This window comes from Paenibacillus kobensis NBRC 15729 (assembly GCF_004000825.1).
Taxonomy (GTDB): domain Bacteria; phylum Bacillota; class Bacilli; order Paenibacillales; family Paenibacillaceae; genus Paenibacillus_T; species Paenibacillus_T kobensis.
Genome location: NZ_BILZ01000041.1, coordinates 37,203 through 54,493 on the forward strand (window position 1 = coordinate 37,203; position 17,291 = coordinate 54,493).

11 protein-coding genes are annotated in these 17,291 nt (G+C 49.9%); all 11 read right to left on the reverse strand.

All coding sequences use genetic code 11. The features are described from left to right. Positions 1–26: 26 nt before the first annotated feature. Positions 27–743: a YhfC family glutamic-type intramembrane protease gene (locus PKO01S_RS20385; RefSeq protein ID WP_164779692.1), complete on the reverse strand. Its 717-nt coding sequence runs from the start codon at positions 741–743 to the stop codon at positions 27–29. Further along, positions 718–1,314 (reverse strand): helix-turn-helix domain-containing protein, encoded by a 597-nt coding sequence (locus tag PKO01S_RS20390; RefSeq protein WP_127533290.1) that lies wholly within the window; start codon positions 1,312–1,314, stop codon positions 718–720. The genes PKO01S_RS20385 and PKO01S_RS20390 overlap by 26 nt, the downstream gene beginning before the upstream one ends. A gap of 352 nt (positions 1,315–1,666) precedes the next feature. Continuing rightward, entirely contained in the window at positions 1,667–2,032 is a 366-nt protein-coding gene (locus PKO01S_RS20395) for a hypothetical protein (RefSeq protein ID WP_127533291.1), read from the reverse strand. Positions 2,033–2,048: 16 nt separating this feature from the next. After that, positions 2,049–3,458 carry an RHS repeat-associated core domain-containing protein gene (locus tag PKO01S_RS29130; RefSeq protein WP_218031491.1) on the reverse strand — a complete coding sequence of 470 codons (1,410 nt, stop codon included), beginning with the start codon at positions 3,456–3,458 and terminating at the stop codon, positions 2,049–2,051. Between the two features lie 65 nt (positions 3,459–3,523). Next, positions 3,524–4,015, reverse strand: a complete 492-nt coding sequence (locus tag PKO01S_RS20405) for a SitI3 family protein (RefSeq protein WP_127533292.1) — start codon at positions 4,013–4,015, stop codon at positions 3,524–3,526. Between the two features lie 14 nt (positions 4,016–4,029). Next, positions 4,030–4,269 (reverse strand): CdiA C-terminal domain-containing protein, encoded by a 240-nt coding sequence (locus tag PKO01S_RS29810; RefSeq protein WP_407669679.1) that lies wholly within the window; start codon positions 4,267–4,269, stop codon positions 4,030–4,032. After that, positions 4,190–5,092 (reverse strand): CdiA C-terminal domain-containing protein, encoded by a 903-nt coding sequence (locus PKO01S_RS29140; protein ID WP_218031493.1) that lies wholly within the window; start codon positions 5,090–5,092, stop codon positions 4,190–4,192. The genes PKO01S_RS29810 and PKO01S_RS29140 overlap by 80 nt, the downstream gene beginning before the upstream one ends. Positions 5,093–5,218: 126 nt before the next feature. Further along, entirely contained in the window at positions 5,219–5,746 is a 528-nt protein-coding gene (locus tag PKO01S_RS20415) for a hypothetical protein (RefSeq protein WP_127533293.1), read from the reverse strand. A 13-nt stretch (positions 5,747–5,759) separates the two neighbouring features. Beyond that, positions 5,760–15,656 (reverse strand): polymorphic toxin-type HINT domain-containing protein, encoded by a 9,897-nt coding sequence (locus PKO01S_RS20420; RefSeq protein WP_127533294.1) that lies wholly within the window; start codon positions 15,654–15,656, stop codon positions 5,760–5,762. Between the two features lie 38 nt (positions 15,657–15,694). Further along, a complete protein-coding gene (locus PKO01S_RS20425; RefSeq protein WP_127533295.1) occupies positions 15,695–16,432 on the reverse strand; it encodes a hypothetical protein in 738 nt (245 codons plus the stop codon). Positions 16,433–16,448: 16 nt separating this feature from the next. Continuing rightward, a partial coding sequence (locus PKO01S_RS28915) for a hypothetical protein (protein ID WP_164779693.1) occupies positions 16,449–17,291 on the reverse strand: 843 nt, incomplete at its 5' end.

The window sequence follows — 17,291 nt, forward strand, 5'->3', positions numbered from 1 at the left end:
ACCTCGCTCGCTTGCAGTATCGACGATTATTTATCCAGTATAAATTGGAAATAAACACCTAGCAATAAAACGATGCCGCCGACTGCCGCTATGAATGCGCTCGATCGTCCGATCGACTTCGCAGCAAGCAGAACCGCGATAAAATTGACTGCGCTATGCAGAGGAATGAGCGCAATGACAGTCCACGGATTGTAAGCGACGACCAAGGTCGCACCAATATGAAGTGCGGATGCCCATACACGTTCGAGCACGCCCCATAACGGACTTGTCTGAATATTGCCGTTCGCTTCAAGCATTTGCTTCGCCTGCAGCGCCTTCTCGTCCGTGCGGTTCGCGAGCGATTTGATTGCGATGATGGTAACCAGCACGTACAACACCTCGACTGCCGCCCAGCCTTGGCCGACCGATAGCGCCCAAGATGATCCGAATGACGTCACCGCCAACAGAACAAGCCGTATCGTTTCCTCCATTACGCCGGAGCTGGCGATCATTATATTTTTCGCTCTTTCCTGCGGCATCTTCATGACGATCACGCTGACCGGACCGCGTAAGAACAGCGCTGCAATCCATCCAAGCGCGCCTAGCCCGTACGCTTTCCATTCCACTTCATAGCCGGTCAGCCAAAAGGCGACCGCGAACAATACAGGTACCGCGATATATAACGGGAAGCTGAGCATAGCTTTGCGGGAAGCGTTCGCGATCTTCAGATCCAGTTCTTCATTCCGTTTCATGGCCATGTTCATCGTCTCCATCTCCTTCATGGTTATCCTTACGGTTCGTTCCGCTGCTGGCCTCCGGTATAACGACCGTCGAAATCATGCGCAGCCTCCTGCCCTCCGACGGGCCGTTGCTCGCATACTGTTGCATTCGTTGCCGCTGCTCCATCAACAAGGACATGTACTCGTCGTCCGTCAGATACAGCTCCACCTTGCGGAACGAAATGCCGTCTTCCTTCAAGTTGTACTGCTCCTGCCCGACATAAGCGCCGAAATCCCCAATCAAAGAAGCAACGAATTTCAGAAATAGTTCCATATGCCTCTCGGATGACGTTTCGGTCACATCATCCGGAGTCGCATCGGCCGCATTGGCAGCCAGCGCGTATACTTTCTCCGTCGTGCCCCGAATTTTGCGTTCCTCTACGACATGTATGAGCCCCGCCTTCAACAGCGTGTTCAAGTGCCGGTACAACGTTGCTTGCGGAACGTTCGGCAGCCGCTCCGCGAGCTGCAACGTCGTACGATTGCCGGACAACAGCGCCTGAATGATGCGCATCCGAATCGGATTTAGAATAAGATCGGCTTGTGTTCGTTCCATTTGTGGACTCCTTTTTATTGTTATTATTATCGATAATGATAACAATGGGGTGCGGGAAAGTCAACCCTTTCCAATTAGTTCATTAAGACCGCAAGAAAAGGAAAATATAAAAATAGGTTAATCATGGTAGCATGTGACCATAATCGACCTGTATTGATGTAACGTACAACCGTTATTTAGGGTGTAAAAGTAAAGTATTGACGTGTGTACAGAGTGTTTAAAAAACTTTAATACTGATAGGCTAGTTGTGTATTGGTTGTATCGTAAGTTCATTCGGCACCGGGTAGCCCCCAACAAAAGAAAAACCTTGAAAGGCACGGGGCCAATCAAGGTCTATCACATTTAACAAGGCTTAATCATACTCAATCCATACTTCTCTATCTATTGATTGCGCCTGATGGAGAATTTCAACTATGCTTTGAAAGACAGTAAGTGTTGCTTGATCTAATTCTATTTTACTAACACTTTGAAGATTGTTCAATGCGTCGCCTATATCAGGTATTCTCCACGGCGTCTCTTCAAACCATCCAGTATCGGTATGATAGTAATATGCAAGCCCACTCCACCCGTTTTCATTAGGCTGTATAGCCGCCATGATTGAATCTAAATAACCAATCCAAATCTTAAGCTGAACTTTTTGATCCTCGGAATTTTCAAAAGAGAAGATGATCTCCGCCTCACCCTCAAATCCACTGTAGAAGTCCTTAACTATCTCCATTTAACATCCCCTATTCTTATTTAGCAGGCCAGTGCCCTGAATCTAAGAGCGCTTGTTGTTCAGCTGTTGCTGTACCATTTTGTCGTGCACTTACCGCGTCTTGCCATTGTTTCATAGATGTCCATTGGTTCTCACCAGTTAAAATGTGTTGCTGTTTTCTTGTTGTTTGGCTTCCTGGTGTTGTTCTAGTGACCACCCAAGTATCTCCCTGATCTGCAGGCGCACCAGGAGTTCTTGTATGCCAACGTGCTTCATACTTATAAGTTCCATCAGACCAAGTATACTTTACTTGATCGTATCCATTCTTAGCCTGTTCTACCTTTACAGCATTACTAGGGATTTTTATTGGACTAGTATCAATAAGATCTCCCGCGCCCTGAGTAGTCCGACTTTTTGCAGCACCTTTATAAGTTTCAGTGTCATCAAATTCATCGATTAGACGGTTTACTCCTGGTCCACCTTTACCCGCATCCTTAGCATTCTTCCCATTGGTATTATTTTTCGCTATATTAACCTGCTCCAGTGGTGCTGTTACATCCAGACCAACCTTCGGCCTGAAACTAATACCGGTGGCCGCATAATTATTGAATCCAGAATTAATATTATGCTGAAACTCCGTATACAAAATATTAGCTCCGTATTGGTTAGCCATCACGGACATCATGTTGAACTTCTGTACTTCTAAGTTATTGTAACTTAGATGCAGCGCTTTGACTTCATAATCATTCAATATGTCCCCGTCTGTAAGCGCAAGTCCGATTAAAAGCGACTTCGGTTGCGAGTAATAGAGTCCGCTTCCAGGTTCATTAAGGTTCGGTACATCCGACGTTTTAATGCTCTTAAGCGTTTTATGCGAACTTACATCAAAGGCGACGGCTGTATCACGCAATGTTTCGTATGGAGTAGTTACTTGTGTAATGACAGCCGCTTTAGCGGTTTCGACTACTTTTCCTTTGCTCTTGACTTCATCGGATACAAAAGAGTCCACTTTAACCGTTGCGCCATTTTGGGTTCCCGACATTTTCGCGTCAAATACTTCGTTGTCTATTACCATTCTGCCGTTTTCGATTTTGACACCGTCTTGTCCGGCTTTAAACTCTACCTTATACCCGGATGTTACAGTGACGGTCGTCGTCTTCGTCTTATTGTCATACTGAATGGTCGAACCCGTAGCCCCCGCCAAATCGCGCAAACTAACTTCCGCATGCCCCGTCGGATCCCAATACATCAGCGGATCATTCAGCACATACGTATACCGGTTCAGCGACAGTGGATCTTCGTCACGTCCCACATATGTATCCTCCGAAATGAACCGGCTAATGTACGGATCGTAGTACCGCGCACGCAGATAGTACAAGCCGACCTCGGCGTCGTAGAACTCTCCTGAGTAACGGATTGAGCTTGCGTACACTTCAAGCACCTGCATAAAAAAAAACGCAAAGGCATTAGCCGGTGCGGTCCAAGAAGTCTAACAATTTCCAGTCCTCAAAACTAGAAGATATAATTCCCATCAAATATAATATATTTATTTTCTTTAAGTGCTTCAGCAAACCATCCCTTATCCCAGACGTGCGAAGAGTTCTCTATATAAATACCGTCTTTAGTAAAGAAACAAAGTTCATTATCATTATTCGATAAAAATAACGCATTCGAGTTAGTGTTCCTCATTAATTTGAATACTAGAGCTAGAACAACCTCGAAGGTTTCATCTTTATATGCATTGTTTATAAATCGAAAAGTTAGTGTATTCGCGTACACAAACTCATCTTTTATAAACTGAGTATCATAAGCATTATACGGATAATCACCGGCCTCCATCAAAAGTATTGTTAAACCAAACTCTTGTTCAAAGTCACTAATTCTAATCCCGTTTGGTAACTCCATAGCAGTAATTTTTCCGTATCCCGCCATCAATTCAAGCTCACGGAGTAAAAAGGTTCGGGATATTTCTTTATCAACTTTCAGCGAGTATTCAATTGCCATTTCGTCACTCCTAATTAGGGAAATATATTTGTGACATTCCCTTTACTATCAACTGCAATTACTTCTTTCAGTCCAGCAATTGGCCAATCCGACAACTGTTTCTTTAATGTATTCACATCTCCTTGCCAATCGGAAAGGTTTAAAACGACTCTATCTGTCTGACCACTTTGAACTTTACCCTGTATACTTGAACTTATATTTTCTTGGTGATGTGGTTGGTTTAGGAGAATAACAATCAAATATTTTCCCTTCAATTTTATAGTCCGGATTTTTTGTAGTATTAGGCACGTTCGGATTTTGCTCGACTTTATATCCGTTTTTCGCTAGAATCTCAGCAGCTTCATTTTCACGCTCCAAAGCTCGAATATTATCTTTGTCTGGGTCATTGTAGTTTACTTTCGTTTTAGTTCCAGACGGTTTAGAAGCAGAATCTGAACTACTGCTAGGTGTTGTTTTGCCATTAGAACTAGCATTACCCGAACTATTCCCCGTACCTTTACCATTCTTCCCATTGATATTGCTTTTCGATGTATCCGCCGGCTCCAACGGTGCCGTTACTTCCTTACCAACCTTAGGCCTGAAACTAATTCCTGTGGCTGCATAATTATTGAATCCAGAATTAATATTATGCTGAAACTCCGTATTCAAAATATAAGCACCGTATTGGTTGGCCATCATAGACATCATGTTGAACCTTTGGACTTCGAAGTTATCGTACCTCAGATGCAGCGCCTTTATTTCATGATCATTCAGTGCGTCCCCGTCTGTAAGCGCAAGTCCGATTAACAGCGATTTCGGTTGCGAGTAATAGAGTCCGCTTCCAGGTTCATTAAGGTTCGGTACATCCGACGTTTTAATGTTCTCAAGCGTTTTATGCGAGCTTACATCAAAGGCAACAGCTGTATTACGCAATGTTTCGTATGGAGTAGTTACTTGTGTAATGACAGCCGCTTTAGCGGTTTCGACTACTTTTCCTTTGCTCTTGACTTCATCGGATACAAAAGAGTCCACTTTAACCGTTGCGCCATTTTGGGTTCCCGACATTTTCGCGTCAAATACGTCGTTGTCTATTACCATTCTGCCGTTTTCGATTTTGACACCGTTACGACTTAGCCACCCGATTCATTCGGCACTAGGTGGGGGTAAAAGAATGACCTTGAAAGAGAATCTTTCAAGGTCAAATAAACACACTACTTTATACAGTTATCGATAGATATTCCCTTCAGTTTCTATTGCTTCATACTCATGAACCAAACGTTTCATCCCCGGAAGCCCCTCTTCCGAATATCCCGATTTACTCAATGCAGTTATTAAGTTATTCAGAACTCTTTTCCATTCAGAATTAAACGATTGCTTTGTTAATGTAACATTTCCACTATTTTGTAATAGTTGCCCTGTACCGCCTGACACACTCCCCCAGTCGGCATTAATCACTAACTGTGTTGAATCCCATGACAAGTGCCAAACATGTGCAAACGTATTTGAAGCCCAGTGGATAGTCTTTGCACCTGAGTTTTCTTTTCTTAACACTTCTAAGATTTCTAAAATATCATCAATCATAATACTAATATCATATTTATAACCCAGTAAAATCGGAACATATTTCCACACAATCACCGCATTTTCAGTCAAAAGCGGAAATGAACTCTCTATTGCATCTGATAGAGATTCTGCTTCACTATCAAATAATCCAGTAAACTTCGGACAACTCGCTTGTATAATAAATGACATCTCGAAACCTCCTCTATGGGGCCGGATACCCGTGGAAGGTACCTGTACCGTTGTTTCTAACCCACATTCTAGTTGCAGGTACTGTTGTACCATCTGGCATGTGAACTACAGATGTAGAACCCGGAGGAAGATCAAACCAGGCCCCTTGACCCTTTTCCAAGGTACTCGCTTTTGCTCCGGCATACTCTAAATCCGCTTTACTCCATTGTCCTTGAGCTATTCCTGAACTTTTAGCGAGTGCCGAGCCTTCTGTCCAGTTAACCCCATGCTTTCCTCCTTTGAGATATTTAGCTTCTGGACGAAGACAACCATTTGTATTATGCACCCAAATCCCAAGATCACTGACAAAATAGGTATGGAACTCGTCAACCGTCATGTTGTAAACCGTAACGTACTTGTGCAACAGTTCAATACTGGTTATTTCCAGTGTATTCCCATCACTCTGAACAAGCAAGTCACCGACTTTAAGGTCTTTGACGAACGTCCATCCCTTATCTTCCACATAGAACGGATGGTTAAAGGTCGATTCAATCGTCTGACCGCCCACATGAATCTTGTAAATCTCATCCGTCTCATGGTTGAACGTTGCCGTAACCTCTTTGTACGCTACCTCGCCAGTCGCTTCATCCTTCGAGAGAACCTTATCTCCGACTTCAATGTCTTCAATATTCTTCTCCCCTTCGTCTGTTTGAACTTTCGTTCCAGCCGTGAAGCAATTGCATTCGCTAGAGGTAGTTTTCGCAGCCGGTTTACTCGACCCTTGACTGTTTTTACTGCTCGATGCATTCTTCTCCTTGCTAGCTGGCTCTGGTGGAGCCGGTTCTTTTTTGCTAGATTTCGGCATTGCAATCCCAGACGCCGTATAATCATTAAAACCTGAATTAACATTCGTCACACTCGAAACGATCATACGACCTGCTTCGGATTGATCCATTGCCCATAGATGAATGCTTACAACTTCCGCATTCCTTAAATGCAATGCTTTAACTTCATTATCATTCAAAGAGCCGTCTCTGACTGAATATGCAATCAATAACGATTGGGCTGGGGTGTAATAAACACCGCTGCCAGACATTTGACTGAGATCATTCGGTACTTGTGACGAAGTAGTAGTTAACAACTTCTTCTGCGAATTCGTATCGTATACTATTGCTTTATCAACTTCTACCTTCCTTCCCTCATAAGAAGTTACTACTTTAACGGCACCGATTTTTTCAGATTCGAGGATTTTACCTTTTTTATCCCTAACTTCATCAGAAACGTAAGTGTCAACTTTAACCGTTGCACCATTTTGAGGCCCCGTTGCCGCTACTTTTGCATCAAATGCGTCGTTGTCTATAATCATTTTGCCTTTTTCATTAATGTATACGCCGTATTCTCCCTTTGCTCCGTTTTTACCAGCTGTAAACTGTACTTCATATCCTGTGGCAAGAGTTACGGTGGCAGTCTTCGTTTTACTATCATATTTAATCTTCGAATCAGTGGCATTCGACAAGTCAGTTAGTTGGACTTCCTTATGCCCCGTCGGATCCCAATACATCAGCGGATCATTCAACACATACGTATACCGGTTCAGCGACAGCGGATCTTCATCACGTCCCGCATACGTATCCTCCGAAATGAACCTGCTAATGTACGGATCATAGTACCGCGCACGCAGATAGTACAAGCCGACCTCAGCGTCGTAGAACTCTCCTGAGTAACGAATGGAGCTCGCATAGACTTCGATCGTCAACAGCGGATTGCCGAAGATGTCGTAGTCGTACGTATTCTCGACTTCTCCCGCTCCGTTGACCGTATGCACGACGTCTCCATGTCCGTTAAACAGGAAGTACGATGCCTTCATCGCCGCGTCTACACGAGCAATATAGTTCACGCCGCGTACATACCGGGTCGTGACCGCATCCGACTCATCCGTCTCCAGCACAACATATCGGCGGTCATACAAATAGTTCGTTACATGCGCCGCGTTGTTGTCCTTCGAGCTGCGGGACACCTTCTGCGTCCGCAGACCGTCGCCATCATAGGTGTATGTGACGCTGGAACGAACGCTGCCTTGAATACGCTCCGCCTTTATTAATCGATTGAAGCCGTCGAACGTATTGCTCGTCTTTTCCAACAGGACGTTGAGCTCCCCGGAGATGCCATCGCCGCTCGCGTTCGCACCGGTCGTCTGTTTCAGGCTCCGGTCGTGAGGACGAACATAGCTGACTTGGCTTCTCAGCTCGTTGCCGTTGTCGTCGTACAGATAGCCGGTCGTCTTCTCCAGAACTTCCTCGCCCTCGTCATCGTACATCCGCTCGACGAGCTGCTTCAGCACATTGGCGTTCGAGTAATTGTATTCGCTCTTCTTCACGAGATAGGTAACAGCCTTGCCGCTTGACGGTTCGGTATATCCGCTTGGCTGGTCGGATACATACGTCTCGTTCATCGACTGTCGGTTGCCGCTGTCATCGTAAGCATACACCGTCGTTTTGCCCGGCGCTTCGACCTTCTTCACCCGTCCGTCCGCATCGTAGCCATACAGCGTCTTCCCATAGCTGTCGGTCTTCGATGTCTGGCGGCCAGCGCCGTCGTAGCCATACGTATAGGAGGACAGCACCGTGCCGTTGGCCTTCAGATTGCGCAGCGTGAGCAGCCGATTGTTCCGGTCATATGTGTAGCTCTCCTTCACGCCGCCCGGATAGACGATGGACGTCCGGTTGCCGCCTTCATCGTAATTGTAGGTTGTCGTCTTGCCATTTGCAGCAACCGTAGCCATACGATTGGCCTTATCGTACGTATAGGCTGTTGCGTTACCCTTCTTATCCTTGACGGATTCGACATTGCCAACTGCATCGTACATGTACGACAGCTGCACCGTACCGCCCTTGGTAACGGTCTTCAGTCGGTTGTTGCCGTCATAGGCATATCGGGACATGCCGCTTGCGTCCGACATCGAAGCCCGGTTGCCGGCCTTATCGTACGTGAATTGAATCGTCTCGCCCGTCTCCGCCACCGACTGCTTGAGCAGGAGATTCCGGCTATCATACTCGTAACTTGTATGCCGCCCGTTCTTGTCCGTCATCTCAGCGATATTCGAACCGAGATCGTAACGATAAACGACCGGTTTGCCATCCGGATTGACGAGCTCCAGCAGCAGCCCGAACGCGCCGTATTTGTACCTGGTCATCTTGCCTCTGCCGTCGGTCATTGCGACCTTGTTGCCGGCCAAGTCATAGTTGTACGAAGTCGCGATACCGAGCGGATCGGTCACCTTCACGAGACTGCCGCCATTATCGTATTCGTAGACGTAGGCTTCGCCGAGCGGATTCGTCTCTTTCACGAGATCGCCGCTCGTGTTGTACTTGTACGTTGTCTTATAGCCCATGCGGTCGGTCTTCGAGGTCATTCGTCCCGCCAGATCGTATACATATTCCTCGCTGTACCGCTGGTCGTCCGAGCTGCCGGACAAATAGCCGGCTGCGTCGATCTCTTTCAAGACATTGCCCGCTGTATCATAGACGTTGTGCTTAATGACGACGTTATACGGATCTTTCACAGTCACAAGCCGGTTAAGCTTATCGTAAGAATACGACATCCGGTTGCCGAGCGCATTCGTCTCGGACAGCTTGTTGCCCGCAAGATCATATTCGTAACGCATCGTATGATGCTCACCGTCGGTGACGGCAGTCACTCGGTTCATCTCGTCATATTCATGGATCGTCTCGAAGCCGAGCTCATTCTTCTCCGAGATCCGGTTGCCGTTCTTATCGTATTCGTAAGACACGGACGCCGTCTCGGAGCCCGATTGACGCGTCAGCTTCGTAAGCTGGTTCAGCGCATCGTAGACATATTGAAGGACATAGCCCCTCGGGTCGGTTTCTTGGGTCCGGTTACCCAGCAGATCATATTCATATGATGTAATGAGTTGGATTTTGCTTGCATCCGCTTTATCCTTCAATCCCGCTGCTCCAGCAGCGACAGAGGATTCAAGGCCGGACTCGTCCACAAGCTGAATCCGCTGCACCATACGGTCCGACAAGTCGTATATGAACCGCTCGACGTCCTTCTCCGACGCTGTGCGAAGCGTTTCGGTTCGAATCAGATTGCCGCTCTTGTCATAGAAGTTTTCAACAGAAGCGCCGCTGTTGTCGGATGAAGTTCGCACCAGTTTGTTATCGTAATACGTATATGACGATTCCCTTAAGTACGAACTGTCTTTCGAATTCTGGACCGATTGCTTCAACAGATTGCCGGCTGCATCGTAGACGTACGTCTCAATCGAGTAGACGATGCTGCCGCTGCCGTCCCTCTCAAGAGGCGTCCGCGTCTCGACAAGCTGTCCCTTGGCGTCATACTTGTACAGCGTTACGTTCCCGCGCTTGTCCTTCGATGACAGAAGATGTCCTGCAAGATCATACTTCATCTCCGTCGTGACGCCGTTAGCGTCGGTTGTCGACTTCTCAGAGCCGAAAGCATTATAGGCCGACTTCGACACGGCTCCGAGCGGATTGCGCTCGCTTATCTTCCTGCCCAGCTTATCGTAGCTATAAGCGACAACAGAATCGTCTGCGTACTCGACACGCTGCACGGTGCCGTCGGCATTATAGACGTACACCGTCTCGTTGCCTCGCGCGTCCGTATTCTTCGTCAAGTTGCCCAGAGCGTCGTATTCCTGTTTCACCGTATTGCCGAGCCCATCCTTGCGCGATGTTACCCGACCCAACCCATCATAGGTAACGACGGTGCCGTCCGACGAGTCGATGCTTCCGTCATACCGTATACCGTCGACCGTCTTCCGTACGCGGCCAAGCGCATCGTAGGCGATGTACTCGAGTGTCCGGCCGTCCGGTGCAACGGACGTCGTTCTCCGGTTCATCTTGTCGTACGTATAAGCCGTGCCTGCCATTGCCAATACGTCCGACGGGTTATCCTTCGATGCGTCATATTGGTTAGGTTTGATTTCTTTAATTAAATTCCCTGCAGCATCGTAGACGTAACGCTTGACGGCTGTCGAGCCGTCGGCAGCAGGTGCCTTCTCGCGTAACAGACGCCCTTCCGCATCGTATTCATACACGGTCGAGACGCCCATTGCGTCCGTTGCTTCAACCAACTGTCCCTTCCGGTCGTAACGATAGCCCTTCGCCGTTCGAAGAGGATCGGTCTCCTTCACAAGACGGTTGTCCAAGTCATACGCGTACGTCGCTGTATTTCCTTTCGCATCCTCGCGGCTGGTCAGCTGTCCGTTCTTGTTATAGCCGTACTTCGTCGTAGCCAGCACCCGGTCGACGAACTCATCGTCGAACGATGCTCCCGCAAGCTCCTGCTGCGCCAGCTCCGACAGCCGGACAAGCTTCGACTCTGCAATAGGCCGGGATTGAACGTCGTAACCATACCGCGTCATCTCGTAATCGTTGTCTGCGACCTTCTCTTTCTTCAGTACCGCATTGCCTGCGCGGTCGTATTCATACAACGTCTCGCGGCCATTAGGCCCCGACTCCCGCTGCAGACGGCCCGCTTTGTCATAGAAGTACTCAGCCTTGTCGCCGGCCGAAGTCTTCACGGCGGCTTGTCCGCCAGTGCGCGGCGCCTCATAGAGGAACGTCTCCTTCGACAGCAATCGGCCTGCCTCGTCGTACCGCTGTTCGATCCGCTGGAACGACGACGTCGATGCTCCTGCGGAAATGAAGGCCGTTTGTGCCGTTACACGGCCCGCTTCATCATACTCGAAGCGTTGCTCGCCGCCCGCCTGATCGATCCGCTTAGTCATAAGGCCGAGTGGCGAGTATTCGAACCGCTGGGCCGTACCGTCCGGATACTCGATCCGGTAAGGCTGGTCGAATACATTCATGAAACGCGTCGTCACCGCTCCATTGCGGTCCTTCGCTGCGACCATCGACTTGCCGGTTAAATCGTAGTCAAAGGTCTCTTTGCTTTCGTCCGGATACGCCTTCTCTCTGAGAAGTCCGTTCCCGTAATAGGCATAATGGGTTGCCGCCCCGTTGGCATCCGTCTCGGTGATGACGTTGCCCGCCCCGTCGTAAGCATAGATAGCCGTCGCGTAGGACGTTCCATTCTTGCGATTGTCGGCTGCCGTCTGTGCCGAGACAATACGAACTTTCCGGTTAAGCGCATCGTATTCGGCAGTGGTGCCGATGGAGGTTGTCGGATCGGCCGCATTATAGCCTTCCCCTTGCGCTTCCATGATGATGTTGCCCCGTCCATCATAACGCTTGTACGACAGCACGGTGCGGCTCTTGCCGTCGAATACATAGGTCGTTACGGGCCGGTTGAGCGCATCATACTCGGCTTCGATACCAGGCGCCGTATTCAGCGGCTGCGCCGAATAGCGCGGGTCGATTTCTTTGATCCGATTGCCGTTCTCGTCATAGACGTACCTCGACGCATTGCCGATCGGATCGGTTACCCGAACCGCACGTCCCAGTCCGTCGTACAGGTAGCTGGTCGTAAGCTCATTCCCTTGTACCTTTAGCGTCTCCGACAGCACTCTTCCGGTCTTGTCGTACGCGTAGCGCGTCACTTTGGCCTCCGCCTTACCAGCGTATGGCTCGCGTTTCTCGGTAACCAGGTTCCGATAATCGTAATCGTAGGCGGTCGTATCGTAGCCCGTACCGTTATAACGATTCTGCTTCATAACATTGCCAACTGCATCCCGCTCATAGACAGTGCGGTAGCTGCCGTACTCCGTTCCGCCGCTGCCGGCGGTCAGATCCTTATAACGTCCGGAGTCCTCCGTTACACGGCCCGCGTAGTCATACACTTTCTCGAAGAGACGGAATTTCTTCTTCGCAGCATCGGCATAATACGTCTCGGACGTCCGGTTGCCTTTCTTGTCGTACGCATATACGGCAATTCCTGTCCGTACATCGTCAATCTTCGTCTTCTCAGCCGTTACGCGGCCCATGCCATCGTATTCATAGCTGACGGCAGAAGCGACGGCATCGACACCGCCGGCCGACTGCCCCTTGCGAAGCTCGATGACATGGCCGGCCGAATCGAGCTTATACGATTCATACGTGTAATCGGCTGATCCCTCCGTATATACCTTCATCTGTGTAGCGCGTCCTAGTTCATCGAACGCATAGCTGGTCGTTCTGCCGTCTGGCTCCTTCTGCAGCGCGACTTGACCAAGCGGATGATAGGAATAAGTCGTCTCATTGCCGAGCGCATCCTGCTTGGACCGCAATTGACCGGCCGCATCGTAGCGGTAACGGGTCGTATTAAGTCTCGCATCGGTCTGTGCAATCAGATTCCCTGTATAGTTGTATTCATTACGATTCGTATAATAAGTGCTGTTGTCCGGCGTCGTCTCCAACCGAACCAATCTGCTGTTTATGTCATAGACATAACGCTTCGGATAGCCTTCTTCATCCGTGATGGTTACGGTGAGCGGCACATCGGCATTCTCGCCGATCCGATAGGCAACAGATGTCGCTGCCTTAAAAGCTCCGTTCTTATCGTACACCGACTTCTTCACCAGACGCTCGGCGCTGTCATACTCGAAGCGGCTTTCTGTTCCGTTGCCGTCCGTATCCTTCACTTTCTTGCCGTGCGCGTCATACTGCCATTGGCCGAGAGTCTTCCAAGCGTTGCCTTGCTTCAAGCTTTCCTTCAGTTGTGCGCCAGCCGTATCGTATTCGTACCGGAACACATTCTTGTTGGGATCGGTATATTGGATCTGCAAGTTCGCGAACCGGTTCTCCTCATACACGAAAGCTTCCTGTCCGCCTTCCGGATCGGTCGTGCTTATAAGACGATTCAATGTATCGTAGGCGTAGTCCGTGCGTCCGCTGTTCGCATCAATCTTGGCGGTCCGGTTGCCCGTCGTCCAATCGTAAGCGTAGCGTGTTCCGACTGCCTGTCCTTTAAGCGTACCGTATTCCCTCGTCAAATAAGCGCCCTTCGTATCGCGCCCATCCGCATCGGTGCCGTACTCGTAATTCGTCGCCACCGATTGCCCGTCCGATGAAACCTTCTTCTGGATAACGTTGCCGTAAAGATCATAATCATAGTCCGTCATGATCCACTGCTTTTTGTCGTCCGTAATCGCCTTAGTCTCACGCGTGATATTGCCCTTCGCGTCGACATCATACATCGTCTGCGCCGACGTATTCTTATCCTGCTTCCACGTCTTGGACGTCAGCGCATGGAATTTGTCGTACGCGTAGGTGTAGACGACCATATGCTCGTTGTCGAGCGGCTCGCCGTTAGCGTCGCGCGGCGCTTCGGGACCGGTATAGTTAGTCAGGTTGCCGTACTGGTCGTACCGGAAGTTTTCGATGCGCTTCAGCGGCTCCCCCTGCGCCTGCCCGCCTTGCACGTTGTACTGCAGCGTCTCTTTCTTCTTGATCAGCTTCATCTCGTCCCGCTCGGTACGAATGACGTCCTTATGGTCCTTACCGTACTTCTCCGTCACAAGAAGCTGATTCTTGCCGTCGTACGTATACTTCGTTTTACTCCCTAAGGCGTCGGTCTCCTCCGAGTAATACCGGTATGTATCGGCTAAGTATTTGGTATCGTACGCCATGTACCCCGCGAAGCCATAACCGTCCGGCTCGTTCGTATAAGCATAGGTCGTCTTATCCTTCACAACCGTCAGGAACCGATCGAGGAATTGGGTCTTGCCCTTATCAAAGCCGGTCTTCACAAGCTCGCGCTTCTCGAACAGCTTGCGGTACTGCATGCTTCCATCGTCGCTCAAGCTCTTCTTATACGACTCATACATGTAGCGCGTCAGCCGGTTCGTCTTGACATAATCGATCTGCTCCAAGCTCTCATACCGGTTGTAGGCCGAGTACGTATCCTTGCTCATGAACGTAAAACCAAGCTCCGGCTGTTCATACCAATAATGGTATTTCGGCATTCCGTCGGTATCGAATACCCTCTGCAGCCTTGTGCGCAGAACGTGCTGAGTACTGTCCGCCAGCGCCGCCGTCTTGTCGTAGACAAGCTCCTTGCCGTTCGGCAAATGTACGATTACCTGGAACTTGCCCTCCAGGTCGCCGGAGTGAGATTTGTCCGGATTCTGCGATTGCTTATAGCTTTGATCGCCGTCATAGACGACGTCCGATAGCGGTTTAACCTGATAATTCGCGTCTTCCTTATATTCAATCGTCGTCACGCGTCCAACGGTATCCGTAATTTTGGTGACAACCTTCTTCGTTATCGTGCCGCTGCCGAGCTTATATTCAAGCTTCGTGTTCTCGAATACGATCTTGTTCCCGTAGCGGTCTACGATGCCGAGAATGACGCCGTCCTTATCGAAGTACGTCTTCTTGCCGTCTTTACCGGTCATGACGTACTTGGACACGCCTTCGGCTTGCCCGTTGCTGAACTCCGCCGTTTCCTTCACGACGATGTCGCGAATCGTCTGTCCGCTAGGCAAGAGAACAATCTCGCCGTTAAGGATGTCCGGACTAAGACGATACACGTCACCGCTGTCGGTATGCAAAAATTTGTAGCTCGAACCGTCTTTGTTTACCTTTATCTCGATAGTCGGGAAGGAGAAGCGCATGCCGATGCCGAGATTATAACGATTCTCGTAAAACGTGGCTGTCGAGTGATCCGACTTCACGAAATCGACCCAAGCTCCGTTGACGTAATGCACGTTCATTTCCTCGACACTGCCGCTGCCGCTTTTGTAGATCCGCTTAATCTCCAGATCAAGCCCATTGCGGCCGGGCAGCACATAGTCCGTCTGAACAAGCGAGAAGTCGCCGCTCTGCGGATTAATATCTTCCGTCGGCGTATTCGTTCTTAAATAGACAGGCGACAGCTTCGTGTTATACTGCTGCTGCGGCCCGATCAGATTATTCAATTGCTCCTCCAGCGTCTCCGCCGAAGCCCATTTCATGGGCAAGAATGCTAATAAAAAGGCGAATACCGCCACATAACGCCACCGCTTCAAGCCAGCACCTCCAAGTGGATGTCCGATCTAAATTATGATTACGAGCCGTATAGGGCCGTCCACTCCGCAGCCATGATGGCCGTCTCGCTGCGTCCCGCTTTCATTGCGGCGACGGTCTCGCCCGGCTCTTGGCCAAGCTTGCCCGCAAGAACGAATGCTTCCGCTACCCGTTCCTCGCCGAATGAAGCTGTTGCGTATTTGTTCATCTGCGCCTCGGTAATTTGCACCCGCGGTATCGTTGACGAGCCGTTAACAATGTCCCGCTCCGCGGCTATCTCCTTCCAGTTGCTGCCCTTTTCAAGCCTCAGCTTGATCACATTCATGATCGGTTCGCCGGTTGCGTAAGCGATATGGTCGGCGATCATAATATCGTCGCTGGACAGCTCAGGCGTCAAACTTTCCAACTGCCCCGGTTCGAAGGATCGCGGCTGAAAAGGCGCATGCTTCTGCAAATAATCGTCGAACACTGCACTCCATGATTTGCCGCCCTCTTTCATCGCGACCAGCGGCTCCAGTTGTTCGATGGTACCGTACTGGTCGTATAAGAACGCGTATCCGACCATTAGGTCGGAGCGGCTATGGCCCGCATTCGCCAACTGATCGAGCCGTTGGGCGAATTTATCGTGCACGTCGTATTCAGCAAGCCAATCCTTGTAATCGACTTTGCTTCCGCCAAACAGACCCGATTGAGCGAGAGCCGTCCCAAGCTGAAGCAGCCCGGCAAACACAGCGACAGCTAACAAAATAACCGTCAACTTTTTTATTCGGTTTGACATTTATCGTAAGCCCCTTCTATGGCAAATTAGGATTAAGCGCATCCAACTCCGCCCGAACCCGTTCTCCAGGGTTGACCGGTTTTACGTCCGGAACCTCCGGCAGAAGCGAATCCTGCTGCGGTTGACCTGCTTGCTGTCCGACCTCTACGCCAGCAGCCCCCGTATCCGTTGGCGCGGTGGCGTCGGTCGATGCGTCGACAGGGCGAAGCTTGTCCAGCATCATTTCCTCAAGGCGTGATACCGTGACGATATCGCCCGGCGCCAATAATCCAATAGCCTTCTCCTTAGCTTCATCGTAAGTCTTGCGGTCCCGAATGCGGTCCGCCAGATCGAGGTCAAGCTGCAACGCGAGCAAATATTCATCCAGTACCGCTTCCGAGCTGCCAAGCTCTTCTTGCAGCAGCATCATATAATACAGCGCAAGTCCGGCCTCGTAACGTTCGCCGATGTGTTGCACGGCCTCTTGTTGAGCATTGTCTTTGTGATCCGCCCCAGGGACAGGAACCGCCGGTTGAATGGTGCCGATCCCCCGAACGATCTCGTCCAGTTGAAACTCGACCCGTTCAGCCAACATTTTCGCCGCTTGCAGCTTCTCTTCCTCATAGCCCATGTCCCGCAGCTTAACGACGATTTCTTCCATGCCGGTCTCGGTCAGCAGCGTACTGCGCTCTTCCCGCTGCGCCTTCGTTCCGCCGTCTTGTCCCTTCAACCGGCCAAGAACCTCGTTCCAGCTGAGCCCCGTCGCTCGCAGCTCGCTTACTTCCTTCGTGCTTGCACCCGTCAGATTCGATATATCAGCCGCGATATCCAAATCCTGATCGGCGGACGACGCTTCCGTAGAAGCGGCGGGAGCAGAGCC

Excerpts from the sequence above, each read along its gene's own strand:
- PKO01S_RS20385 (WP_164779692.1), bottom strand. The coding sequence starts at position 743 with ATGAACATGGCCATGAAACGGAATGAAGAACTGGATCTGAAGATCGCG.
- PKO01S_RS20390 (WP_127533290.1), bottom strand. The coding sequence starts at position 1,314 with ATGGAACGAACACAAGCCGATCTTATTCTAAATCCGATTCGGATGCGC.
- PKO01S_RS20395 (WP_127533291.1), bottom strand. The coding sequence starts at position 2,032 with ATGGAGATAGTTAAGGACTTCTACAGTGGATTTGAGGGTGAGGCGGAG.
- PKO01S_RS29130 (WP_218031491.1), bottom strand. The coding sequence starts at position 3,458 with ATGCAGGTGCTTGAAGTGTACGCAAGCTCAATCCGTTACTCAGGAGAG.
- PKO01S_RS20405 (WP_127533292.1), bottom strand. The coding sequence starts at position 4,015 with ATGGCAATTGAATACTCGCTGAAAGTTGATAAAGAAATATCCCGAACC.
- PKO01S_RS29140 (WP_218031493.1), bottom strand. The coding sequence starts at position 5,092 with ATGGTAATAGACAACGACGTATTTGACGCGAAAATGTCGGGAACCCAA.
- PKO01S_RS20415 (WP_127533293.1), bottom strand. The coding sequence starts at position 5,746 with ATGTCATTTATTATACAAGCGAGTTGTCCGAAGTTTACTGGATTATTT.
- PKO01S_RS20425 (WP_127533295.1), bottom strand. The coding sequence starts at position 16,432 with ATGTCAAACCGAATAAAAAAGTTGACGGTTATTTTGTTAGCTGTCGCT.